This window comes from Lacibacterium aquatile (assembly GCF_042683105.1).
Lineage (GTDB): Bacteria > Pseudomonadota > Alphaproteobacteria > Elsterales > Elsteraceae > Lacibacterium > Lacibacterium aquatile.
In genome coordinates, this window is record NZ_JBHUIP010000009.1 from 88,875 (window position 1) to 111,410 (window position 22,536).

General features: G+C 61.1%; 21 protein-coding genes. 5 read left to right on the forward strand and 16 right to left on the reverse strand.

From position 1 onward, the window contains the following. Positions 1 to 18 precede the first annotated feature (18 nt). From ACFSM5_RS09465 to ACFSM5_RS09500, 8 genes are all read right to left on the reverse strand, one after another. Positions 19 to 1,266 carry an extracellular solute-binding protein gene (locus ACFSM5_RS09465; RefSeq protein ID WP_379876086.1) on the reverse strand — a complete coding sequence of 416 codons (1,248 nt, stop codon included), beginning with the start codon at positions 1,264 to 1,266 and terminating at the stop codon, positions 19 to 21. 203 nt (positions 1,267 to 1,469) lie between these two features. Continuing rightward, positions 1,470 to 2,600, reverse strand: a complete 1,131-nt coding sequence (gene nagA, locus ACFSM5_RS09470) for an N-acetylglucosamine-6-phosphate deacetylase (RefSeq protein WP_379876087.1) — start codon at positions 2,598 to 2,600, stop codon at positions 1,470 to 1,472. Then, on the reverse strand, positions 2,597 to 3,343 hold the full coding sequence (locus ACFSM5_RS09475) for a GntR family transcriptional regulator (protein ID WP_379876088.1): 747 nt from the start codon (positions 3,341 to 3,343) through the stop codon (positions 2,597 to 2,599). Before ACFSM5_RS09475 ends, nagA begins: the two co-directional genes overlap by 4 nt. Next, positions 3,340 to 4,416, reverse strand: coding sequence for an ABC transporter ATP-binding protein (locus ACFSM5_RS09480; RefSeq protein WP_379876089.1), 1,077 nt, complete (start codon positions 4,414 to 4,416; stop codon positions 3,340 to 3,342). Before ACFSM5_RS09480 ends, ACFSM5_RS09475 begins: the two co-directional genes overlap by 4 nt. 5 nt (positions 4,417 to 4,421) lie before the next feature. Further along, entirely contained in the window at positions 4,422 to 5,309 is an 888-nt protein-coding gene (locus tag ACFSM5_RS09485) for an N-acetylmuramic acid 6-phosphate etherase (RefSeq protein ID WP_379876090.1), read from the reverse strand. Between the two features lie 100 nt (positions 5,310 to 5,409). Continuing rightward, on the reverse strand, positions 5,410 to 6,474 hold the full coding sequence (locus ACFSM5_RS09490; protein WP_379876091.1) for an ABC transporter ATP-binding protein: 1,065 nt from the start codon (positions 6,472 to 6,474) through the stop codon (positions 5,410 to 5,412). Next, positions 6,471 to 8,672 (reverse strand): ABC transporter permease, encoded by a 2,202-nt coding sequence (locus tag ACFSM5_RS09495; protein ID WP_379876092.1) that lies wholly within the window; start codon positions 8,670 to 8,672, stop codon positions 6,471 to 6,473. Before ACFSM5_RS09495 ends, ACFSM5_RS09490 begins: the two co-directional genes overlap by 4 nt. Before the next feature lie 103 nt (positions 8,673 to 8,775). Next, positions 8,776 to 9,801 (reverse strand): ABC transporter substrate-binding protein, encoded by a 1,026-nt coding sequence (locus ACFSM5_RS09500; RefSeq protein ID WP_379876093.1) that lies wholly within the window; start codon positions 9,799 to 9,801, stop codon positions 8,776 to 8,778. Positions 9,802 to 9,972: 171 nt separating this feature from the next. Here ACFSM5_RS09500 and ACFSM5_RS09505 point away from each other — a divergent pair, with 171 nt between their 5' ends. From ACFSM5_RS09505 to ACFSM5_RS09520, 4 genes are all read left to right on the forward strand, one after another. Beyond that, entirely contained in the window at positions 9,973 to 10,776 is an 804-nt protein-coding gene (locus ACFSM5_RS09505) for an inositol monophosphatase family protein (protein ID WP_379876094.1), read from the forward strand. A gap of 1 nt (position 10,777) precedes the next feature. Next, positions 10,778 to 12,451, forward strand: coding sequence for a Na/Pi cotransporter family protein (locus ACFSM5_RS09510; RefSeq protein ID WP_379876095.1), 1,674 nt, complete (start codon positions 10,778 to 10,780; stop codon positions 12,449 to 12,451). Between the two features lie 64 nt (positions 12,452 to 12,515). Beyond that, complete coding sequence (locus ACFSM5_RS09515) at positions 12,516 to 13,079, forward strand: type 1 glutamine amidotransferase domain-containing protein (RefSeq protein ID WP_379876096.1); 564 nt, start codon at positions 12,516 to 12,518, stop codon at positions 13,077 to 13,079. A gap of 131 nt (positions 13,080 to 13,210) precedes the next feature. After that, complete coding sequence (locus tag ACFSM5_RS09520) at positions 13,211 to 13,543, forward strand: hypothetical protein (RefSeq protein ID WP_379876097.1); 333 nt, start codon at positions 13,211 to 13,213, stop codon at positions 13,541 to 13,543. A 51-nt stretch (positions 13,544 to 13,594) separates the two neighbouring features. On the opposite strand, the gene ACFSM5_RS09525 is transcribed toward ACFSM5_RS09520, so the two are convergent. From ACFSM5_RS09525 to ACFSM5_RS09555, 7 genes are all read right to left on the reverse strand, one after another. Continuing rightward, positions 13,595 to 13,960: a PRC-barrel domain-containing protein gene (locus ACFSM5_RS09525; RefSeq protein ID WP_379876098.1), complete on the reverse strand. Its 366-nt coding sequence runs from the start codon at positions 13,958 to 13,960 to the stop codon at positions 13,595 to 13,597. 76 nt (positions 13,961 to 14,036) lie between these two features. Next, on the reverse strand, positions 14,037 to 14,780 hold the full coding sequence (locus ACFSM5_RS09530; protein ID WP_379876099.1) for an MBL fold metallo-hydrolase: 744 nt from the start codon (positions 14,778 to 14,780) through the stop codon (positions 14,037 to 14,039). 4 nt (positions 14,781 to 14,784) lie between these two features. After that, entirely contained in the window at positions 14,785 to 15,603 is an 819-nt protein-coding gene (locus ACFSM5_RS09535; protein WP_379876100.1) for an ABC transporter permease, read from the reverse strand. After that, on the reverse strand, positions 15,596 to 16,438 hold the full coding sequence (locus ACFSM5_RS09540) for an ABC transporter permease (protein WP_379876101.1): 843 nt from the start codon (positions 16,436 to 16,438) through the stop codon (positions 15,596 to 15,598). The genes ACFSM5_RS09535 and ACFSM5_RS09540 overlap by 8 nt, the downstream gene beginning before the upstream one ends. Positions 16,439 to 16,502: 64 nt before the next feature. Beyond that, positions 16,503 to 17,654: an extracellular solute-binding protein gene (locus tag ACFSM5_RS09545; protein ID WP_379876102.1), complete on the reverse strand. Its 1,152-nt coding sequence runs from the start codon at positions 17,652 to 17,654 to the stop codon at positions 16,503 to 16,505. A gap of 23 nt (positions 17,655 to 17,677) precedes the next feature. Then, a complete protein-coding gene (locus ACFSM5_RS09550; protein WP_379876103.1) occupies positions 17,678 to 18,757 on the reverse strand; it encodes an ABC transporter ATP-binding protein in 1,080 nt (359 codons plus the stop codon). A gap of 18 nt (positions 18,758 to 18,775) precedes the next feature. Continuing rightward, on the reverse strand, positions 18,776 to 20,458 hold the full coding sequence (locus tag ACFSM5_RS09555; RefSeq protein WP_379876104.1) for a methyl-accepting chemotaxis protein: 1,683 nt from the start codon (positions 20,456 to 20,458) through the stop codon (positions 18,776 to 18,778). A gap of 200 nt (positions 20,459 to 20,658) precedes the next feature. Here ACFSM5_RS09555 and ACFSM5_RS09560 point away from each other — a divergent pair, with 200 nt between their 5' ends. Further along, a complete protein-coding gene (locus ACFSM5_RS09560) occupies positions 20,659 to 21,666 on the forward strand; it encodes a LacI family DNA-binding transcriptional regulator (protein WP_379876105.1) in 1,008 nt (335 codons plus the stop codon). Here the strand turns inward: ACFSM5_RS09560 and ACFSM5_RS09565 are convergent. Then, positions 21,557 to 22,519, reverse strand: coding sequence for a YihY/virulence factor BrkB family protein (locus ACFSM5_RS09565; RefSeq protein WP_379876106.1), 963 nt, complete (start codon positions 22,517 to 22,519; stop codon positions 21,557 to 21,559). The two genes, ACFSM5_RS09560 and ACFSM5_RS09565, sit on opposite strands and share 110 nt — an antisense overlap. Positions 22,520 to 22,536 lie beyond the last annotated feature (17 nt).

Consider the following 22,536-nt stretch of genomic DNA (forward strand, 5'->3'; position numbering starts at 1 on the left):
GGCGGCGGCCGGTAGAGACTACTTCTTGAAGGGCTCGAAATAGGTCGCGATGCCCTTGGTCACTTCCGTGCCGATTTCCGCCGGGGTGGCCTTGCCAGCCAGCAGCTTCTGCACGCCCGCCTGGATCAGCACCGAACCCGACGGCTCCTGGTAGCGGAAATGCACCAGGAACAGATAGGGGATCGACGACTTATTCAGGTCGGCAACTTCCGCCAGGATCGGATCGGTGAAAGCAACACCGGGGATCGGCGAGATGTTGGACAGGCCATTGGCGAACTTGTCGCCAAATTCCTTGGTCGCGAGGAAGCGCAGGAACTTCAGCGCGTCGGCCTGCTTTTCGGATTTCGCATTGATGGCATAGCCGCCGTCATAGTAGACGCCAACCAGCTTATCGTCGCCCTTCTTGGCGGGCGGCGGTGCGAAGACGCCGATCTTCAGCGCCGGATTTTGGCGCAGGAAGTTGGCGGCTTCGAAGGAACCACCGGCGAACATGGCAGCACGGCCAGCGATGAACAGCTGCTGGGCCGAGGCATAGTCGATGCCGATGAAGCTGGGCGGGAAATATTCCTTGGCCAGATCGTTCATCTTGCCCAGGGCCGAGACGAAACGCGGATCTTCGAAGGTCGCCTTGCCCGACAGGATGTCGGCTTCGAACTGCTTGCCGAGCAGGCTGGAGAGCAGCGCCGAAACGATGGTCTCATTCTGCCAGGCCGTTGCGGTGCCATTGCCGAACGGGGTGACACCAGCGGCCTTCAGCTTCTTGGAAGCTTCGACCATCTCGTCCCAGGTTTCCGGTTCGCTGATGTTGTGCTTGGCGAAGATGTCCTTGTTATAGAGGACAAGCATCGTCTGCGAGGCGAACGGCACGGCGTAGAGCTTGTTGTCCGAGCGCATGGTCTCGGCCTTCAGCGCGCTGGCCGGGAAGCCCTTCAGCTCCGGCACATTGCTTTCGTCGAGCGCCAGCAGATAGCCCGGCTTGGCAACGGTTTCAAGATTACCGTAAGCGCGCACCTGAATGACGTCCGGACCCTTGCCAGCGGCCAGCGCGGTCGACAGGATCGTCTGATACTGGGTCGGCTCGAACGCCTCGAACTTCACCGTGACGTCCGGGTGCTTCTTGTTGAAATCCTTAATGTATTCGGCGTAGGCAGCCTTATCTTCCTGGCGCCAGGACCAGAAAGTGATTTCGCCTGCCATCGCGCTCGCAGCGCCGAACATCGTAGTAGCTGCCAGCAGAACACCGGTCAGCTTGTGACGCAAAGCCATAGCTCCCTCCTCCAGAGATGTAGACCTTCCCGAGTAAAAATCGATCTCTTCGATCGAATTTTACTCAGCCTTTTTTTGAGCTGAAACAAAGCGTTCAATTGAACGCTTTGTTCCAGGGGCCAGTTCTTATTCGGGATTACCCGATACCGGCAATTCTAGGAGCACTCCCCTTCTCCTGTCCATGCTAAATGGTATTGAACTGGTCACACTCCATTTACCCAGGTGCCTTGCACCTGAATATCGTTGTCCAGCGCCACGAAATCGGCGCGGGCTCCAATCCGGATACGCCCGAGATCCGGGCGGCGCAGGAAGTTTGCAGGCACCAACGAGCCCATGCGCAGACCCGCTTCGATCGGCAGGCCCAACAGGTCGCGGACATTACGCACCGTGGTCGCCATATCGATGGCGGCGCCAGCCAGCGTGCCTTCCTCGGTCACGAGGCGTCCGCCATCGGCGATGATCCGGCGGCCATCGATATAGAATTCGGCCGACTTGCCCCCGACCGGCGGCATGGCATCGGTGACCAGCATGATGCGGTCTTCGCCCTTGGCCTTGATGGCCGAGCGCAGGCTGGCGGCATGAACGTGGAAACCGTCGACAATCACCCCGGCGTAGGTATCGGGAGTGTCAAGTGCGGCACCGACCGCGCCCGGTTCGCGCCCCGTCTGCGGGGTCATGGCGTTATAGAGATGGGTAAACCCGCGCACACCATTATCCACGGCCTGCATCATCTGATCATAGGTCGCGGCGGTATGCCCCGCGCAGATCAAGGCTCCAGCAGCGGCCAATCGACGGATCGCCGCCAGCGACGTCTGCTCCGGCGCCAGGGTGATCAGCAGCGCACCGGCAAAGGGCGTCGTCATCCAGCCCAGATCATTATCGGTCAGCGGCGTGATGGCTTCGGCCCGATGGACACCTTTGCGAGCGACATTCAGGAACGGCCCTTCCAGATGCACACCCAGAATGCCGGAACTCTGGAAGTCGATGGCCTGGGTCGCCAGCGCCTTGAGATTGCGCGGCTTTTCCACATCGTCGGTAATCAGGGTCGGCAGCAGGCCCGTGGTGCCATACTTGCGATGGGCGGCAGCAATCGCCTCCATCCCTTCAAGGGTCGGGTGGTCGTTCAGCAGCACATCGCCGCCGCCATTCACCTGCACATCGATAAAGCCGGGCGCCAGGAAATGCCCTTTGTCGAGCTTGGCGGTTGCCTGAACCTCGCCGGACTCCAGCGCCGCGACACGTCCGTTCTCGACAACAACTGTCGTCGGCCCCAGCCAGCGATATCCCGTGAAGACCCGATCCGCAAACAGACGCATATCGCCGCTTCGGCTCATACCCGATCCTCCGACAAATCGACCCGCAGTTCCGCGACAAAATCATACTGATCGGCCCGATAGGCGGACCGGGTGAATTCCAGCGGCGTCCCGTCACTCATGAAAGCGCGACGCTCGATATGCAGAATTGCGCTATCCGGCTGGATCGCCAGCAGACGCGCCTCTTCCGGGCTGGCGAGATCCGCCCGCAAGCGCTGCAGCGCCCTGACCGCCCGATAGCCCTGGGCCTTCAAGGCCTCATAGAGGGAAACGCTCACCATTTCGGCCGACGGCAGATACCGCTCGGAAACGCTGGCGCGCTCCAGCGCCAGCGGCTTGCCGTCAGCGGTACGCACACGCACCAGCCGCACCACCCGCTCCCCTGGCGACAATGCCAAAGCCATGGCTTCTTCAGGGGTCGGTCGGGCCAGCTTCTTTTCCAGCCATTTCGAACCGGGACGCAGGCCACGCGCCTGCATATCCTCGGAAAAACCAGCCAAGATCGACAGGGGCTGCTCGAAGCGCCCTGCGACAAAGGTCCCGGCGCCCTGGCGCTGGATCAGCAACCCGTCGCGGACCAGATCCTCGATGGCTTTGCGGACGGTGACGCGGCTGACATCCGCCAGTCCCGCCAGTTCGCGTTCACCCGGCACAGCCTCCCCCGGCCGCCATTCGCCCGCACGGATGAAGTGCCGCAAACGATCCGCCAACTGCAGATACAGCGGCGTCGGGTTTTTGGCGTCGAGGACGAAGTCCTTGCTCATAGGACTTTGCCTTCGGCATCGAACAGATGGCAGGCCGCAGGCAGTACGGTAACGGCGATCCCCTCACCCACCTTGACCGCCAATGTCCCCGGCTGGCGCAGAACCAGCGGCTCCGTACCCGGGCCGGTCATATGCAGATAGGTTTCGCCGCCCAGCCGTTCGACCACCAGGGCGCGACCGCTCCAGACCGAACCAACCCCTTCGCCGACCAGCAGATGTTCGGGACGAATCCCCAAGGTCACGGACGAGCCGGGCTGCGGCATGCGCGAGACAGGCACCGACAGCGGTGTCAGCCCCGCCACCTCGACCTGGGCAGCCCCTTCAGAAACGCCAATCACCTTGCCAGCCAGGAAATTCATCTTGGGCGACCCGATGAAGCCCGCGACGAACAGATTGGCGGGCTTCTCGTAGAGATCCAGCGGGCTGCCGACCTGCTCCACCCGGCCGCCATTCATGACAACGATCTTGTCTGCCAGAGTCATGGCTTCGACCTGATCATGGGTCACATAGATCATGGTGACGCCCAGCTCGACCTTCAGACGCGCAATCTCGAACCGCATCTGCACGCGCAGCGCGGCATCGAGGTTCGACAGAGGCTCGTCGAACAGGAAGACGCGCGGGCTGCGGACGATGGCGCGGCCAATGGCGACACGCTGGCGCTGACCGCCTGAAAGCTCACGCGGGCGCCGATCCAGCAATGGCGTCAGTTGCAGCGTCTCGGCTGTCTCCTTGACCCGCTTGTCGACGTCAGCCTTGCTCATCCCGGCGAGCTTCAGGCCAAAGGCCATATTCTCGTAGACGCTCATATGGGGATAGAGCGCATAGGACTGGAACACCATGGCGATGCCACGTTTGGCGGGAGCCACATCATTGATGCGCTCGCCATCGATGGACAGATCGCCGCCACTGATCTCGTCCAGCCCCGCGATCAGGCGCAGCAAGGTGGACTTGCCGCAACCCGAGGGGCCGACGAAGACGGTGAACTCACCGTCCTCGATATCCAGATCAATGCCATGCAACACCGGAACGGTGCCGAACTGTTTGGTGATCCCGCGAAGGGTCAGCGAACCCATAGACCTCAGCCCCCCAGGATTTCAGCCAGCGCGGGGCGCAGATGCCCCTCATGCTTGGTCAACAACGCCTCGGCTGCCGCACGGTCCAGCCCGGCCAACAGGACGCGGGCCAGCTTGACGTTGCCATTGGCCTCGGACAGTGCCGAACGGATGGCATCATCGGCAGCGCCCGTCAGGCGACGCAGCATATTCTCCGAACGGCGGCGCAGCTTTTCATTCATCGCCACCACATCGACCATCAGCCCTTCATAGACCCGGCCAAGTCGGATCATCGCCAGGGAGGAGATGAGGTTCAGGGCGATCTTCTGCGCCGTCCCCGCCTTCATGCGGGTCGATCCGGCGATGGCTTCGGGGCCGGTATCCAGAATGATGCCATGTTCGGCCGCGCTCGCGAGGGCCGCGCCCGGATTATTGGCAATGCCGACGGTCAGCGCACCGACTTTGCGGGCAGCCTCGATAACGGCAATCGTATAGGGCGTGCTGCCGGAAGCAGCGATCCCGATGACGGTATCGTTGGGGCCGATCTTATGATCGGTGATGGTCGCAGCACCCGCGACCTTGTCGTCTTCGGCATTCTCGACCGACCGCAGCAGCGCAGGCTCGCCGCCAGCCATCAGCAGAACCAGCCGATCACGGGGCCAATCGAAGGTCGGGGGAAGCTCTGCACCGTCCTGAACGGCAATACGGCCCGAAGTCCCTGCCCCGGCATAGACGATACGACCGCCCTTGCGCAGGCGTTCGACCATGGCAAGCGTGGCAGCTTCGATCTGGGGAGATGCGGCCCTGACGGCGGCAACAGCGGCCAGTTGGCCTTCGATCATTGCATCGAGCACTTCGCCCGGCGCCCAGGCGTCGATATCGCGGTAGCGCGGACTGATCTGCTCGGTGCCCATGAGTTATCCTATTGGTTATGCCCTGATAGAGCCGGAACATTACCAATCAGATACCAGTGAATGCAAGAGGGCTAAGTGCCCTCTTGCACCTCATTCTCACCTATTCGACGAGGCAGAGACCCTCGGACGGCAGGGACAGCAAAGCGCTGGCCCCGGCGGCGAAGGCATGGTCCAGCGGCTGGGTGACAAAAATGTCCCCATGCTGGCTGCCCACCGTATATTCCCAGTGGGAACCGAGATATGTGGCCTTCTTCACGTCGACCGGGATTGCCGAGACGGCAACGGTCGCCGTCAGCCGACCGGCGTTCGGGCGCAGGGCCAGACGCGCTGGGCCGGTCTTGGTGACCGGACCACGACGCACATTGACCTCGACATCCCCCAGACGTACCCGAGCCGTTTCACCCTCAATCACCACGACTTCGCAGGGGAGCAGATTGGCCCCGCCGATGAAGTCCGCCACAAAGGCATTGGCCGGGCGATCATAGAGATCGTTCGGCGTGCCGATCTGGGCGATCTGGGCATTCTTCATGACGATGATCCGGTCGGACACGGCCAGGGCTTCTTCCTGATCGTGGGTGACATAGACCGAGGTCAGACCCAGCTTCACCTGCAACTCGCGGATATCCTCGCGCATGCGGCGGCGAAGCTTGGCATCGAGGTTCGACAGCGGCTCATCGAACAGCAGAACCTTCGGCTCCAGCACCAGCGCGCGGGCACAGGCCACACGCTGCTGCTGACCACCCGAAAGCTCGGACGGCAGACGCCCTTCAAAGCCGTTGAGACCAACCAGAGCCAGACCCTCGCGGGCCTTTTCCAGCTGCTGAGCTTTGGTCAGGCCCGAGACGGTCAGGCCATAACCGACATTCTCGATAACCGTCATATGCGGGAAGAGCGCATAGGACTGGAACACCATCGAGACGTCGCGCTCGGTCGCAGGCAGATAGGTCACATCGACATCGCCGATGGTGATCTGCCCGTCGCTCGGCATCTCCAGGCCCGCGATCATGCGGAGCGTCGTCGTCTTGCCGCAGCCCGAAGGCCCCAGCAGCGTGACGAGCGTCCCCGGCTCGACGGTGAAGGAGATGTTATCGACAGCGGCGATATTGCCGTAACGGCGGCTCACGTTCTTGAAGATGACGGAACCGGACTTGGACTTAATAGTCATGCAACGAGACTCCCCGCAGCCGGAATGGACTTCTGGGCCGACCGCCGGCCGAGCTTGCGCTCGCCCACCAGCAGCTGGATCACCAAGATACCGACTGTCATGAACACGATCAGAACCGAGCTATAGGCAATTGCCACCCCGAAATCGGAGACTTCCACACGACCGACGATATAGGCGGTCGCGAGGTTGAACTGAGCCGACACCAGGAAGACGACGGCGCTGACCGAGGTGATCGAGCGCACAAAGCTATAGACCAAGGACGCGACGATGGCCGGACGCAGCAACGGCAGGATAACGCGGCGAAGGGTGGCCGCACTGCCATGACGCAGCGTCAGGGAACATTCGTCGAGGCTCTTGTCGATCTGGCTCAAGGTCGCGATGCCGGCGCGGATAGAGACCGGCATATTGCGGAAGATGAAGCAGATCACAAGGATCGCGCCCGTCCCTGTCAGCTCGATCGGTGGCACATTGAAGGCCACGATATAGCTGACGCCGATGACGGTACCGGGAATGGCAAAGCTGAGCATCGTTGTGAATTCGAACGCGCCCTGCCCCGCAAACCGCTGACGGTTCAGGATATAGGCTGTCATGAGACCGATGGCAGCCGTGAAGGGAGCCGAGATCGCCGACAGTTCAACCGTGGTGAAGAACGAACCCCAGGCGCGGCCGGTCATCTGCCAACCGTTGGCGAAATCGATGCCGAAGGCCGTGATGTAATGTTCGAGCGTGAAGGTGTTGTTCACGCCGAAATTCTTCACGAACCCGCCATAGAGCACCATGCCGTACAGAATGACGGTGAAGGCCATCCAGGGAATGGTCGTACCATAGACGAACCAGCGCATGCGCCGCGGCAACGGACACGGGAGGCCGCTGTCCCCCTTGCCCGACACGGTGGTGTAGGACTTGTTGCCCAGCCAGAAGCGCTGCGCAAAGAAGGCCGCCATGGTGAGGGCCAGCAGAACGATGGAAAGCGACGAGGCGCGTCCCTGGTCCGACTGGGCACCGACGATGGCATAGAAGATCTGAGTCGACAGAACTTCGAAGTTGCCGCCCAGGACTAAGGGGTTACCAAAGTCCGCAAGGCTTTCGACGAAGCCGATCAGGAAGGCATTGGCCAGACCCGGACGCATCAGGGGCCAGGTCACCGTGTAGAAAGTCCGCCAACGCGTCGCCCGAAGGGTCTGCGCAGCTTCTTCCATCGACGGGCTGATGCCCTGGACGACGCCGATCAGCACCATGAAGGCAATCGGCGTGAACGCCAGCACCTGCACGATGACCAGACCAGTGAAGCCATAAACCCAGCGGGTCGGCTCGATACCGAACCAGCTTTCAAGCATCAGCGAAAACGCGCCATTGCGGCCGAACAGCAGAATAATGCCGAGGCCGATGACGAAGGGCGGCGTGATAACCGGCAGAATGGTCAACGCCTTGAGCAGGCCCTTGGCACGGAAGTTCGTGCGTTCGGACAGCAGCGCAAAGGCCAGCCCCAGCAGCGTGGTCAACACGCCGGTGACAAGCGCCAAGGCAAAGCTGTTCCACAGCACGCCGCACTGACGGCCGCCCATCAGGCAGTCGAGGCTCCAGATATCAGGCGATATCAGGCGCGATACCAGCGAGCCGAGCGAGCTCTGCCCCTTGGAATCGACGGCGGCACTGCCCAGGATCTTCACGACCGGGAAGAACACGAACAGCATGATGCTGGCCGCGATCACGCCGATGGAGCTGACGACAAAGGCATCGCCCCGCATGGCGCCGCGCCGGGCAAGGCCGATGGTCAGCTGCAGCAGGAAGACGGTACCGACAACCAGACCGCCGTACCCCATGCCGAACTGGCGCGAGGAAATCCGGCCAAACATCTCGGTCATCCAAGGCTGTGCGAAGCCCCGCACGCCGACTGTGAAGCCCTGGCCGAACAGCCAGACCAGACCAAAGATACCGCAGGCAACAAGCACCGTGCCTGTCATGCGGTCGGTGCGGTCCCGATTGATGATCGCCAAGGGGACCAGCAGCGGCACCAGCATAGGGGCCAGCCAGAATTTATCCTTGAAGATCTGAACGATAGCGGGGGCCGCATCGGACCCGGAGGGATAACTAGAAAGCCAGCCGAAGGCCCAGAAGCCGTCCTCTATGGCATACCAAGGGAGCAGGAGGAAACCAATCCACCCGCAGACGAGTAGGAGCAAAATACGATTAGACAACGGCCGGTCTCCCAGCGCGCAAGAATTGACCCTGTTCAGGTGAGACTGCGGCCGCCCCACCGATCAGATGGAGCGGCCGCAAGGCTAGTTTTTATAAGCGATCTTATTTCGTCGCTTTGATTTCAGCGTCCCACTTGCTGAGCAGGCGAGTACGCTCGGCGCTGGAGCCGTATTTTTTCATGTCGTAGTCGATGAGCGAGATCTCTTCCATCTTGGTCGCTTCCTTGGGAAGGGGTGCGGCCTTGTTGGAGGGATTCTGGAAGCTGGCGGCCTTGGCGCCCAGAGCCTGGGCATCTGCGGACAGAGCCCAGTCGTAGAACTTCTTGGCCTGTTCGACGTTACGGGCGCCATCGATGATGCTCATCGAGCCGATTTCGAAACCGGTGCCTTCGCAAGGAGCAACCGACACCACGGGCAAGCCCTTGGTGGCCGGAGTCACGACATCATGAAGGAAGGAAATGCCGATCAGCGTCTCGCCACGACCCGTCGCCTGGGCCGGAGCGGCACCCGACTTGGTGTACTGGTTGACGTTTTCGTTCATTTTCTTCAGGAAGTCGAAGGCCTTATCTTCGCCCCACAGCTGAACCAGCGTGGCAACGAAGGTGTAAGCCGTACCCGACGCATGGGGGTTCGCAACCTGGACTTCGCCCTTATATTCGGGCTTGGCGAGGTCGGCCCAGCACTTGGGTGCAGCGATGCCCTTCTTCTTCAGCGTCTCGGAATTATACCCATAGCCAAGGGCGCCAAGATAGATACCGACGGTCTTGCCGCCCGAGGTCTTATGCTGGCTGACGGACCAGGGGTGCAGTTCCTTCATCATGGGCGAGTTGTACGCCATGGTCAGGTTTTCTTCGGCCGCCTGCAGATGCGGGTCGCCCGTACCACCCCACCAGATGTCGCCCTTCGGGTTCGACGCTTCAGCTTTGATCTGAGCGAAGATTTCACCGCTGCTCTTACGGGTCATCGCAACGTCGATGCCCGTCTTGGCCTTAAATTCGTTGACCATGAGCTGGCACCATTCTTCCTGGACGCCGCAGTACATGGTCATCTTACCCTGCGCCGAAGCGCCGCCTGCAAGGCCAAGGGTCGCGGTGGTGGCCAAGGCCATAACTGTAAGTGTGCGCTTCATATTCGTGTTTCCTCCACATTTGTGCATTCACCATGGCATTTTTAACGAGCCATTGAAACGTGATTGCAACAATTCTGTAACACTGCGAAGCTAGCTGCGGAATGTCAATTTTATAAATATGCTGGATAGAAATAATATTCGATCCAGCGCCAACGGAGGAATAAACCTGTCATGCCTACCCCGACCGCTCTTGATCTGCGCCACGCCGCCGCGACTGGTATTGTTCGCGAAGCGGGCCTGAAAGCCCTGGATTTCTTCCGGCGGCGCCACGAGCTGGTGGTCGAACATAAGGGCACGCAGGACGTCGTCAGCATCGCGGACCGGGCCGCCGAAGACCATATCGTCGGAGCTTTGCAGCGCCTTTTCCCCGAGGATCGGATCCTGGGCGAGGAAGGCGGCTTCCGGGGCGGCGACGGCGAATGCTGCTGGATCATCGACCCCATCGACGGCACCTCGAACTTCCTGCACGGAATCCCGCACTGGTGTGTGTCGGTCGGCATGGCTATCGGTTCGACAGTCGAGATCGGCCTGGTCTATGACCCGAATACCGACGAGATGTTCAGCGCCCGTCGCGGCCAGGGCGCCTTTCGCAATGGCATGCGCATGAAGGTTTCAGGCGAGAGCGAGGAAACCAAGGCCCGTTTCGGCATCGGTTACAGCTTCCGCCGCCCGGCCGAACCGACCGTGGAAGCCATCGGCAAGATCCTGGCCGCCAAGAGCGAATGGGTGCGCGGCGCCTCGGGAACTCTCGGTTTGACCTATGTCGCCGACGGCCGCTCCGACGGTTATTGGGAACATCACATCAACGCCTGGGACGTCGCGGCAGGCATGCTGCTGGTGACGGAAGCCGGCGGCAAAGTGAATGATTTCCTGGCAGGTGATGGCCTGCATAAGGGCAATGAGATCATCTGCGCCACCCCTGGCCTCTTCGATCATCTCTCCCGCCTGACCGGCTTTGGCGAGCGGAACGCCTGACATGGCCAACGCAAGCATGGTTCTGGTCGATCTGCTGGGCGCCGTAGCGCTGCTCCTCTGGGGCATGCGCATGGTGAAGACCGGGGTGATCAGGGCTTATGGCGCCGATCTGCGCGCCATCATCGGCCGGGCGACGGCCAATCGCGTCACCGCCTATGGCAGCGGGATCATCGTGACGGCGATCCTGCAGAGCGCGACAGCGACCGCCCTGATGACCACGTCTTTTGCCGCCCGTGGCCTGATCGTCCTGCCCATGGCGCTGGCGGTCATGCTCGGTGCCGATCTGGGCAGCACCCTGGTCGCGCAGGCGTTGTCATTCCGTTTTGATCATCTACCTGCAATATTTATTCTAATCGGCGTCTTCACCTTTCTGTCGGCATCGGCCTCGCGCGCTAAGGATGTGGGACGCGCCGTTTTAGGCCTCGGACTGATGCTGCTGTCGCTGAAACTGATCAGCGCGGCATCAATGCCCCTGCGGGAAGCGGAGACCCTGAAGCTCGTCCTCAATGCCATGGGCGACGATGTGCTGCTGGTGCTGATCGGCGCCCTCATGACTTGGCTCGCCCACTCCAGCCTCGCCATGGTCCTGCTGGTTGTTACATTGGCGGACGGCGGCGTGGTCGATATGCACAAGGCGATGGTCCTGGTGCTGGGCGCCAACCTGGGCGGCATGATTCCGCCGATCCTGGCCGCTCTGTCCGAAGGCAGCGCCCCTGCCAAGCGCATCGCCTTCGGCAATGCCGCCTTCAAGATCATCATGGTCCTGATCACCATCCCCTTCCTGGGATTGATCGCCCCCTTCATCCAAGAACTGGCGAGCGATACTGGTCGTCAGTTGGTGCATTTCCACACTGCCTTCAATCTGGCGCTGGGCTGCACCTTCATTCTGCTGATCGGTCCGGCATCGCGGCTCGTGACCCGCTTCATTCCCGAAAAAGTCGGGGAGACGCCCGGAGCAGCCCTTTATCTCGACCGCACGACGCTCGACACCCCTTCCCTCGCCCTCACCTGTGCCGAGCGTGAAGCCCTGCGCATGGGCGACACGGTCGGCCGGATGCTGAATATGTCGATGGACGCCCTGACCAAGGACGACCGCCGCCTTATCTCCGAGCTGGAAGCAATGGACGATCAGGTCGACCGCCTGCATGAGGCGATCAAGCTGTTCGTCACCGACATCACCCGCACCATCCTGGACGAGAGCGAAGGGATGCGGGCGACCGAGATCCTGGCCTTCTCGACCAACCTCGAGCATATCGGCGACATCATCGATAAAAACCTGATGGAACTGGCCCGTAAGCGCCTGAAGCACAAGCTTTCCTTCTCTCCTGAAGGTGAAGCCGAGTTGCGGGCGCTCCACGGTCAGGTTGCCGCCAATCTGCAGCGGGCGCTGGGTGTCTTCATGTCGAGCGAGGTTAAAATCGCCCGGCAGCTTCTGGACGACAAGGTGCGGGTGCGCGACGCGGAATGGGCCTCGGCTCAGAGCCATCTGGCCCGCCTGCGTCAGGGCCGTGCCGAAAGCATCGAATCGAGCGCCCTGCATCTCGACGTGCTGTCGGATCTGAAGCGTATCCATTCGCATATCTGCGCTGTTGCCTATCCCGTCCTTGAGCGGGCTGGCGAACTGCGTCCCACCCGCCTGATCGAGGGCGATAAAACTTCAGCTTCCGCAGTTTAGCGGAACCCCGTTCGCCTCTGGTGCCTTCCTCTCACGTTCCCCGAATGTGAGAGGAGGCTTTCCCATGACGAATATCCGCGAAGCGAGGATCCTGATCCTGGCAACCAACGGCTTCGAGCAGTCGGAGCTGGTGGTGCCACGGGATGAATTGCGAAAAGCCGGCGCGAAAGTCGACGTCGCCTCCCCCGATGGCAAGCCGATCCGGGGTTGGAAGCTGAAAGACTGGGGCGACACCATCCCGGTCGACCTCAAGATCCCCGAGGCCAATCCCGCCGACTATGACGCGCTGGTGCTGCCCGGCGGCCAGATCAATCCCGATCAGTTGCGGATCAATCAGGACGCAATGCGCATCGTGCGCTCTTTTGTCGATCAGCAGAAGGTGATCGCCGCGATCTGCCATGGCCCCTGGCTTCTGATCGAAGCGGATGCCGTTCGCGGGCGCGACGTGACTTCCTACAAATCCATCCGCACCGATGTCGTAAACGCGGGTGGACGCTGGTGCGACAAACAGGTCGTGACCGACAAGGGCATGATCACCAGCCGCTCGCCAGACGATCTGCCCGCCTTCGTCTCCAAGATCATCGAGGAGATCGAAGAAGGTCATCACACCCGGCGCAATGCCGCGTAGCAAAAAGCAAAACCCCGCCGACACAACTCGGCGGGGTATTTTTCTGGCAAGCTAAAACCTTGCAATAATCCAGTATGAAAACGGCGAAGCTGGATCTAGGCTTCCCTAATCATCAGATGAGGGCTTTAATTATGAACATCGACCCGGCCGTCCTCACTATCGTCTTATATTTAAATTTTGCATTCCTAGCCTTAATGCTCTTGATGGCAGGAATAATTATGATACTTACAAAAACAAGCAATGACAGAGAGGTAATTAAGTTAAGATTTGCTTATGTAACATTCACAGGAATTATGATCGTATTCATATTCACTGCCATTTTATATTTTTGCGACTCTCGCGGCATCGGCGAGAAAATCTTTGATCGAGCTGTAACTGCCATGACACCTCTTGCAGGGGTGATCCTCGGATACATCTTTGGCGGCAGAAAACCGCAAACGACGGATGGTTCCGCTTCCAAGTAAAAACCCCGCCCTTTCGGGCGGGGCTTTCTTTAATCCAGCGACTGCTATCGCTTACATGCCCCAATAGGGCGGCACGCGATAATAGTCATGGATGTTCTTCTCATAGTCGCGATCCCAGGCCGGAGTGCTGTCGGCCGCATAGGTCGGAGCCTTCATCAGCTGCTCCTTGGAGAGATTCACGACATAGCCGCCTTCGCGGGTGTCGTAGTTCAGGGTCGACCAGGGCAGCGGATGGTATTTCTCGCCAATGCCGAGGAAGCCGCCGAAGGACATGACCGCATAAGCGACCTTGCCGGACTGCTTATCGAGCATGACATCATGGATGTCGCCCAGATGGTCGCCAGAAGCATTATAGACCGACGTCCCCGAGACCTTGTCGCCTGCGATGAGATTGCCGGTTTCTTCACGATGTTCCATGACGATCCTCCTGATTTTTGAGTGTTCGATGCCCCTTCAACACATCAGCACCGGCTCAGGTTCCAGGAGGATTTTCTCATGTCACGGCAAAGGAAACTCCAGCTTTAGCGTAGTTTAGGCGGTTGTCTTCAGCCTCGCGCAGCCTCTCTGCAAAGGCCTCATCCGACCGGCCCGCCGTGTGATAGAGCCACATCTGCCCGATGGATTGCTGATCCAGCAGCCCCTGCACCGTATCGAAGTCGCAGTGTCCCGGAACAGGTGCCTTACCACTAAGCGCCTGGGTCTCGTGGAAGGCGACCTTCACCCCAGTCATAAGCTCCCGGCTAGCGGGGGTCGGGCGACCATCGCCGGAATAGAAGAAGCTCGCCTGCCCCAGTTCCAGGCGGATGGCATGGTTGGTTGCCGAATGCTCGGTCTGGGCAAAGCGTGCCGTCATAGGGCCGATGGCGGATTGCGCCAGCTTCGGCAGTACCTGGACCGGGAAATCCAGGGTCTTGCCCGGCCAGGCAGCGAACAGGATCGCCGCCTCGATCCGGTCCAGCGCATCGTCTGGGCCGTAGATCACCAGCGGCTTCTTGCGCCCAGCCGCCCCCATATGGTCGAGCAGCGCGGGCAAGCCGCCGCAATGATCGACATGCAGGTGGGTGAAATAGACGGCGTCGATGAAATCCGCATCCATCGACCGCTGCCAGACGGCCTGGGCAACCCCCATGCCGCAGTCGATCAACAGGCGGAAGCCGTCCGCCGTCACCAGTACGCTCGAATTGGCGCGATCCGGGTCGAAAGCTTCGCCGCAGCCAAGAATATCGATGTGGATCATAGACTTATGTTCCGATCTTGGCGGCGACATCGGCTTTCAGGAACCGTTCGACGATGACCATGAAGAGGATGGAGGGGATCAACAGGAAGATCGCGGTGATGGAGGCGATCTGATAGCTGCCTTGCATGCTGGCGGTATAGAGCAGGATCGGCAGGGTCTGGATATCTGGCACGCCGACAAAGAAGGTGCCGGTGAACTCGTCAATCGAACCCAGGAAGACAAAGATCGCGCTGGCGATCAGCCCTGGAATAGCCAGCGGCAGGGTGACCGACCGGAAGACATAGCCCGGTGATGCCCCAAGATCGCGGGCCGCCGCCTCCAGATCCTTATCCACCGAGGCAAAGGAGGCGGAGGTGATCCAGACGGCGAAGACCAGACCCTGAAGGGTATGCACCAGCACCACGCCGGGGATCGTGCCGTTGAGGCCGATCATATAGAAGATCTGGCCGATGCTCTGGTGAACCGTGACCGAGGGGATGGCCTGGGGCATCAGGAACAGCAGCATGGCGACGGCCCGGAACGGGATGGAGCGACGGGCCAGCGCATAGCCTGCCGGAACCGCCAGTGCCATCGAAACCACAACGGTCAGCAGCGCGATGGAAATGCTGTTCCACATGGCTTCCATGGCGCCTGCGCGCGGACGGAACACCCGCTCCCAGAACTTGAAGCCCCATTCGGTGGGCAGTTTTGCCGGGAAGAACCACTGTTCGGCAAAGGCCCAGATCAGGATGTTCGACATCGGGCCGATGATCAGGAAACCGAGGACCGCGAGCAACAGAGCGCGGGTCAGGAGTTTTCCCGGATTATTCAGAAGGTCAGCCATAGGCCTTCTCCTTCTCACGCGCGGCGTGGCGCAGATAAAACCAGGCGACGGAGGACGCCATGAGCAGCGAGACCACGCCCAGCGCATTGGCAACGCCATAGTCGCGGTAGGAATTGACGCGCCAAGCCATATCGACGGTGATCATGGTCGGCGATTCGGTTCCCAACATGATCGGCACCGACAGCACAGACAGCATCATGACAAACGACAGCACCATGGTGACGGCGATGGTCGTCTTGACCTGGGGAATGACAATCTCGAGCAGAATGCGGGTCTTGGAGGCACCGAGGTCGCGGGCGGCTTCGATGGTGGAGCGGTCGAGCGACGCCATCGCCCCGCCGATCACCAGAGTCGCAAAAGCGGACTGCTTCCAGACGAACGCGAAAATAATGCCCCGCCAGTCGAGCCAGCCGGTAGCCGTATCCGGGGTCAGAACGCCGACGGTCATAAGCAGGCTGTTGAACAGGCCGAACTTCGCCAGAAACGTCCGCATCATCTGCGCGACGACGACAAAGGGCACAAACAGCGGCATCCGAAACAACCAGCGTAGGATCCAAACGGTATATTTGCCGCTCGACAGGATCAGGAATCCACCCATGGAGATGGATACCAGTGCCGTCAGCGCGGTCGCGACCGTGACGATCACGATGGTGAACAGCACATCCTTGCCATAGAGCGCAAAGGCCTTGACGAAATTCGCCATGCCGATACCCGCGCCCTCAGGCTCGATGAAAGCCTGCTGGATCGACAGCACCAGCGGAAACATAAACAGCCCTAAGACGATCACCAGGGCGGGCGCGATCATCGCGAGCGATATCCAGCGATTCTCTTTCACCGACTAACCTCCCCAAAGAAGCTGATGCACCCGGCCTTGGAGCGGCCGGGTGCATCCATCACTGTTACTGCGTGACGTTGGCTTCGTAGCTTTCCTGGATTTCCTTCAGATGGGCAGCAACCGGGAAGACCTTGCCTTTGGTTGCGAGGTCGGCCGGGGTCACGTTGGTGAAGAGCTTGTTCCAGGTGGCCTGGTCCAGGTACTTCTGAACGTGCTGCGCATCGATGCCGGGGTACCAGTTGTAGCGCTTCACGATGCCTTCAGCCTGGATTTCCGGGGATGCTGCGAAGTCGATGAACTTCTTCGCGGCATCCTGGTTCGTGGCCTTGGCAGGCAGCACATAGTACATCGGCTGACCGGGCATGCCCGGGCCCAGCAGGACCAGCTTGGTATTCGGGTTCAGCTTACCGTCGCCCATCCAGCTGTAGAACATGTCGACCCAGACCGGACCCATGGCGATTTCGCCGCGGCCCAGCATGTCCAGCGTTCCGGCGTTACCCGGCGTGATGACGGCGTTCTTGTTGAACTCCTTCAGCGACGCCAGCGCGTCCTTCCAGTTCGACTTGGCATTGGCGTCGTAGGAAGTGGTGATGCCGAGGCCGCTTGGGGCGAAGGCATACATCCAGCCGGTGACGAAACCGACGCCGGACATGCCGCCCTTAATGCCGTTGTAGCCGAACTTCTTCGGATTGGCCTTCACCCAGTCGGCGAGCTGCTGATAGGTGCGCGGCGGTTCCTTGACCATGTCCGGGTTATAGGCAACAGCGATCTGGCTGTTGAACATCGGCATGACATAGCCTTCGACATTGGCGCCGAGGGCGTTCTTGGCCGAGTCGCGGGTCGCGAGCTTACCGGCTTCGATGTCGCCGGTATATTTCGCCAGCAACCCTTCATTCATCATCGGACCCGAGATGAACTGATGGACGACCGCGACGTCGACGTCCCACTTATCGTTGGCCTTCTGGGCTTTCAGCTTTTCGAAGACCGACTGCGAACCCGAATCGCCCGGACCGGTGCCGACGGCACGGACCTTCACACCCGGATTCTTGGCTTCGAACTTCGGTGCCAGGAAGTCATTGATGTAGTCGAGCATGTTCTGGTCGCCCGCCGTGATGACATTCAGCGTCACCTGGGCATGGGCGGTACCGGCGAGAGAAACGGCAAGCAGACTGGCGGCGGTCAGACCCGCCAAGCGATAACCACGAAACTCAACCATCTGGAACTCCTTTGGTTGATGGATCAAAGTGCCGGAAAGGCCATGAGGGCCGAGACCGGCAGGACGACACGAACGCTCTCCCCTTCCGCTAACTGCTGATCGTAGTCGACCAGCAGCTGACGGTCGCCCAAGGCTACGGCATAGCGGTAGGTACCGCCGGGATAGGACCGCTGGCGGATCTTCCCGCCAAGGCTCAGGCAATCTTGTGAAGCCGCCTCATCCGCCCCTGCGAGGCTTACGGACGAAGCTCTGAAATGCAGCCGCAGCCGCCCCTTGGGCGGCAGATCGGCCAGATGCGCGATCAGCGAACGCGGCAGGCTCTGGGCCTCCCGGGTTTCGGACATGCGGATCGTGATCCGCTCGCCGTCGATCTCATAATCCGCATCGATACGGTTATCCGCGCCCATGAATTCAGCGACGAAGGGCGTCGCGGGCTTGGAATAGATCTCCTCGGGCGTGCCGAGTTGTTCGATCTTGCCGCCCTTCATCACCACGATGCGGTCGGCCATGATCATAGCCTCTTCCTGGTCATGGGTGACGAGAACGGCGGTCAACCCCAGGCGGGCCTGGATCGCCTTGATCTCGTGGCGGACCTGATGGCGGATGCGGGCGTCGAGGTTCGACAGCGGCTCGTCCATCAGCAGGACCGCCGGATTGACGACGATGGCCCGGGCCAGCGCCACACGCTGACGCTGACCGCCCGAAAGCTGGGTCACCATCCGGTCGGCAAAGCCGGTCAGGCCAACCATGTCGAGGGCGGCGGTAACCTTGTCGTCGATCTCAGCCTTTGGCGTTTTCCGCAGGCGCAGCCCATAGCCGATATTCTGCGCCACGGTCATATGCGGCCAGAGGGCGTAGGACTGGAAAACCATCGCCGTATCGCGTTTTTCCGGCGGCAGCGCGGTCATGTCGGCGCCATTGATGCGCACTGAACCTTCGCCCGCCGCATGGAAGCCCGACAGCACCCGCAGCAGGGTCGTCTTGCCGCAACCCGACGAGCCGAGCAACGCGACCAGTTCGCCCTTGCCGACCGACAGTGAAATATCGTCCAGCACCTTGTTCGCCCCGTAGGAGGCAGAGACCCGATCGATCTCCAGGAACATGGTATTTCCCCCCTTTTATTATGCTTGTTGCCGCAAGGTCGCGAGGAAGCCCGATACATCGGCCTCCAGGCGCCTGATACGGTTATCGACCGAACCCGTCGCATCGCGGGCTTGAGACGCCGCCAGATTAGTTTGATCCGTCGCATCGCGCATGGCACCGGCGGCACTGTCGAGGCTCGACACCTCCTGTGCCAAGGCCGCGACCGTGCTCTCGATACGGCGGCCCGCCTCGTCCTGATCCCGGATCACGCCGCCCACCTGGACTGCATAATCATCGATCCGACCGACCGTCGTTGCGATCCGTTCCACAGCCCCCACGGCTTCACGGGTAAAGGCCTGGATATCGGCGATACGACGCGCGATCTCCTGGGTAGCCTCCGCCGTTTGCCGCGAGAGGGTTTTTACCTCCGATGCCACGACAGCGAACCCACGTCCCGCCTCGCCTGCCCGCGCCGCTTCGATGGTCGCGTTGAGGGCCAGAAGATTGGTCTGTTCGGCAATGCCGGAGATCAGGTCCGTCACAGCGCTGATTTCGCTGGATGCTGTATCGAGTTCGGACACCGCCTTGCTGGCCAGGGAAATCTCGCTCCCCGCCTGGGTCGCAATCTCGCCGGCGGCACCGATACGCTCGCCGATGCCATGCAGCGTCTGGACAAGATGCCCGACCGCCGACCGGCATTCCGCCAGATAGGACTGGGTCGCCTCGGCCGTGGAGGACAATTGCCCCATGCGCTGCAGGGTCGATCCGGTGAGGCTGGACAGTTGCTCCGTCGTCGCCACCAGATCGCTCGATCCAGTGCCGATGGCGGCAATATGCTGATGCACCACCTGCTCGAAGGCATCGCCCGACTGGGCCAGCGCCCGGCGCTGCTCTTCCTGGGCGGCAACCCGCTCGATCTCCAGTGATTGCGCCAGACGCAGCCGTTCGATCTCGCCCTGGCGCAGAATTTCAGCGGCGCGGGCGATGGCGCCCAGTTCGTCGCCAGCGTTCACATAGGGAACCGTGGCATCCGCTTCGCCCGCAGCGATACGGCGGACAGCTTCACCCAGGGCGTTCATGCGCTTGGAGATCCGGACCCGTGCCAACCACAGGCCACCCGCCAGCAGCAGGAAGGCGGTCACGATGCCCAGGATCACCGTATCCTTGCGCACCCCTTCATAGAAGGCAGCGCCCGCTTTGCCCTCGTCCGCCATGCGACCGGCGATCCGGTCCGCCAGCAGGCCCGTCGCAGCGACGACCTTTTCCAACGCCGGGCGGCTTTTGGTCGAAGACACCTCAAAGGCACCCGCCAGATCATATTGCTGAGCCTTCTGGCGCACTTCACCGACGGCAGCCAGATATTGCGCAAAGCTCGCATCGAACGCCGCAACCGCCTCGCCCATGCCCTCGATGCCACGAACCTGCGCCACCGCTTCGGCAATCGCCTTGCGCCGGGCTTCGTCGCTGGCCTGAAGCCGGGACAGGGCCTGGGGGTCCGTCGCCAGCACCGCCTCCAGCTCCTCGCGGGCCAGGGACAGCACCTGCTCTTTCAAGGTTGCGACCAGACGAAATTCGACGCCAACAGCCTCGGCCGTTCCGGCGAACCGTTCGTTGAGAAGAGCCATGCGTGAGAGTGCAAGACCGCCCACCGCCGCAGTCGCGGCAACAGCCGACAGCACCAACAGCAGCAAAGCTGTTGAGATATGAAAACGAATGCGCATGGTGCGCCCGTCCGCCTTTGTTACGTTTCGTCCCAATCTTGCGGGATATTTTTCCCGCTTGATTGAAAGCGTATGCAATTTCTGGATCGAACGCTAACGAAATCGTGTGACCGGCAAATTTCACGACCATGACGGATATATGACTAATTTTCGGAAAATACAGGTTGCCGAAAATACCGCAGAAAGGCAGGATTCTTGCCATGAATAGACGCATCACCTCCGAAGACGTCGCCCGGCTCGCCGGGGTCTCTCAAGCCACGGTTTCCCGTGTATTCACGGCCGGTGCAAGCGTATCCACAAAAGCGCGAGAAAAAGTGGAACGGGCAGCATCGGAGCTTGGCTATACGCCAAATGCCCTGGCCCGAGGGCTCACTCAGCGCCGCACGGGACTGATCGGGATCGTCACCGGCGATCTGACCAGCCTCTATGATACGCAACTGCTGTCGATCCTGTGCGGAGCCTTACGGGCCGAACAATGGCAACCCCTTCTGATGCGCACGGCCCGCACGGACGAGACGGGTGGCGCGATGCTGGAGGCGATGGCCTATCAGGTCGATGCGATCATCGTCGCCGCTGGCAGCGTCTCCCCGACCATCGTCAGCGAAACCCAGACCTATCACACACCGGTCATCATGATGGGCAAAGGCGAGACGGCGGGGGTCGATACAATCTGCTGCGACAACGCCTATGGCGTGCGGCTGGTCGCCCGGCATCTGCTGGCAGGGGGCCACCGCCGTATCGCCTATATCGGTGGCAATCCGGCAGCTTTTAGCGAACAGGAACGCAGGCACTGCTTCACCGAGGCCCTTGAAGCCCAGGGGGCATCGCTCTTTGCCAGCGCATCCGGCGATTATAGCTATGAAAGCGGTCAGGCTGCGGCCTTAAGCTTGCTGACTGCCCCGACGCCGCCCGATGCCATCTTCTGCGGCAACGACACCATCGCACTCGGCGCCATGGATGCCGCCCGGCATATCCTGGGGCTGAAGGTGCCGCGCGATCTGTCGATCATCGGCTTTGACGATATCACCATGGCGGGCTGGCCGGGCTATCGCCTGACCACGATCCAGCAGCCGATGGACAAGACCGTAAGCGCGGCCGTCAATCTCCTGCAGCGCCGCTTTGCGGGGGAGGAGCTACCGCCCCAGGCGATCCGGATTCCGACCTCGCTGGTGATCCGGGCATCGTCGCGGGCCCCCGATCTCGTCTAGTCGCATCGCGGATCGCGATATTCACCTCCGCCCCCAGCACAAACAGGATGGCGGAGAAATAGAAGAACAGCATCACGCCGATCACCCCGGCCAGACTGCCATAGGTCGCACCGAGATTGCCGAGCTTGGTGACATAGAGCGAAAACCCCGCCGCCAGCGCCAGCCATAGGACCGAAGTCGTCAGCACCCCTGGCCAGAGAAACCGCCAACTCATGGTCTGGCAAGGCAGCCAGCGATGCAGCACCAGGATGGCACCGAACAGCACACCCGCCGACGCCGTATAGCGCGCAATGTCGAAGACCCACTTATCCGCCCAGCTTAAGGGAATGAAATAGGCCGTCGCCTTCCACAGCACCGGCGCCAGCACCACCGCCAGCGACAGCAGGATGAACGCCACCCCCGCAAGCAGGACTCCGACCAGGCTGACGAGTTTGCTTTTCCAGAAAGCACGCCGATCCTCCAACCGATAGGCACCGGTCAAGGCATCGCGCAAGGCATCCACGCCGCTGGAAGCCGCCCAAAGCGCGCCGATCAGACCGAAGCCGATAAAGCCCGTCCGCTTTTTCCGCAGTATCCCTTCGACAACCGGCAGCAAGGTCTCCGCGACCGTGGGGGGCAGATATTCGAAGGCCAGATGGGTGATGCCTTCCATCTTCACAAGGCCACCGCCCATGAAGGCGACCAGCGCCGTCAGACACAGCAGGAACGGGAAAAGCGCCAGCAGCGCACTAAAGGCGACGTGGCTCGCCAGATAGAGGCCGGAACCGCTGGCCAAGGAGATACCGGCCGTGACAGGAACCGTGACAGCCGGATGGGACCGCAGCTTCCGCGATACATGTGCGATCGATCTCACCCGGTTCCCCTTCGTTT

Coding starts and splice junctions, on each gene's coding strand:
- ACFSM5_RS09465 (WP_379876086.1), bottom strand. CDS start 1,266: ATGGCTTTGCGTCACAAGCTGACCGGTGTTCTGCTGGCAGCTACTACG.
- nagA (WP_379876087.1), bottom strand. CDS start 2,600: ATGAGCCGAAGCGGCGATATGCGTCTGTTTGCGGATCGGGTCTTCACG.
- ACFSM5_RS09475 (WP_379876088.1), bottom strand. CDS start 3,343: ATGAGCAAGGACTTCGTCCTCGACGCCAAAAACCCGACGCCGCTGTAT.
- ACFSM5_RS09480 (WP_379876089.1), bottom strand. CDS start 4,416: ATGGGTTCGCTGACCCTTCGCGGGATCACCAAACAGTTCGGCACCGTT.
- ACFSM5_RS09485 (WP_379876090.1), bottom strand. CDS start 5,309: ATGGGCACCGAGCAGATCAGTCCGCGCTACCGCGATATCGACGCCTGG.
- ACFSM5_RS09490 (WP_379876091.1), bottom strand. CDS start 6,474: ATGACTATTAAGTCCAAGTCCGGTTCCGTCATCTTCAAGAACGTGAGC.
- ACFSM5_RS09500 (WP_379876093.1), bottom strand. CDS start 9,801: ATGAAGCGCACACTTACAGTTATGGCCTTGGCCACCACCGCGACCCTT.
- ACFSM5_RS09505 (WP_379876094.1), top strand. CDS start 9,973: ATGCCTACCCCGACCGCTCTTGATCTGCGCCACGCCGCCGCGACTGGT.
- ACFSM5_RS09510 (WP_379876095.1), top strand. CDS start 10,778: ATGGCCAACGCAAGCATGGTTCTGGTCGATCTGCTGGGCGCCGTAGCG.
- ACFSM5_RS09515 (WP_379876096.1), top strand. CDS start 12,516: ATGACGAATATCCGCGAAGCGAGGATCCTGATCCTGGCAACCAACGGC.
- ACFSM5_RS09520 (WP_379876097.1), top strand. CDS start 13,211: ATGAACATCGACCCGGCCGTCCTCACTATCGTCTTATATTTAAATTTT.
- ACFSM5_RS09525 (WP_379876098.1), bottom strand. CDS start 13,960: ATGGAACATCGTGAAGAAACCGGCAATCTCATCGCAGGCGACAAGGTC.
- ACFSM5_RS09530 (WP_379876099.1), bottom strand. CDS start 14,780: ATGATCCACATCGATATTCTTGGCTGCGGCGAAGCTTTCGACCCGGAT.
- ACFSM5_RS09535 (WP_379876100.1), bottom strand. CDS start 15,603: ATGGCTGACCTTCTGAATAATCCGGGAAAACTCCTGACCCGCGCTCTG.
- ACFSM5_RS09545 (WP_379876102.1), bottom strand. CDS start 17,654: ATGGTTGAGTTTCGTGGTTATCGCTTGGCGGGTCTGACCGCCGCCAGT.
- ACFSM5_RS09550 (WP_379876103.1), bottom strand. CDS start 18,757: ATGTTCCTGGAGATCGATCGGGTCTCTGCCTCCTACGGGGCGAACAAG.
- ACFSM5_RS09555 (WP_379876104.1), bottom strand. CDS start 20,458: ATGCGCATTCGTTTTCATATCTCAACAGCTTTGCTGCTGTTGGTGCTG.
- ACFSM5_RS09560 (WP_379876105.1), top strand. CDS start 20,659: ATGAATAGACGCATCACCTCCGAAGACGTCGCCCGGCTCGCCGGGGTC.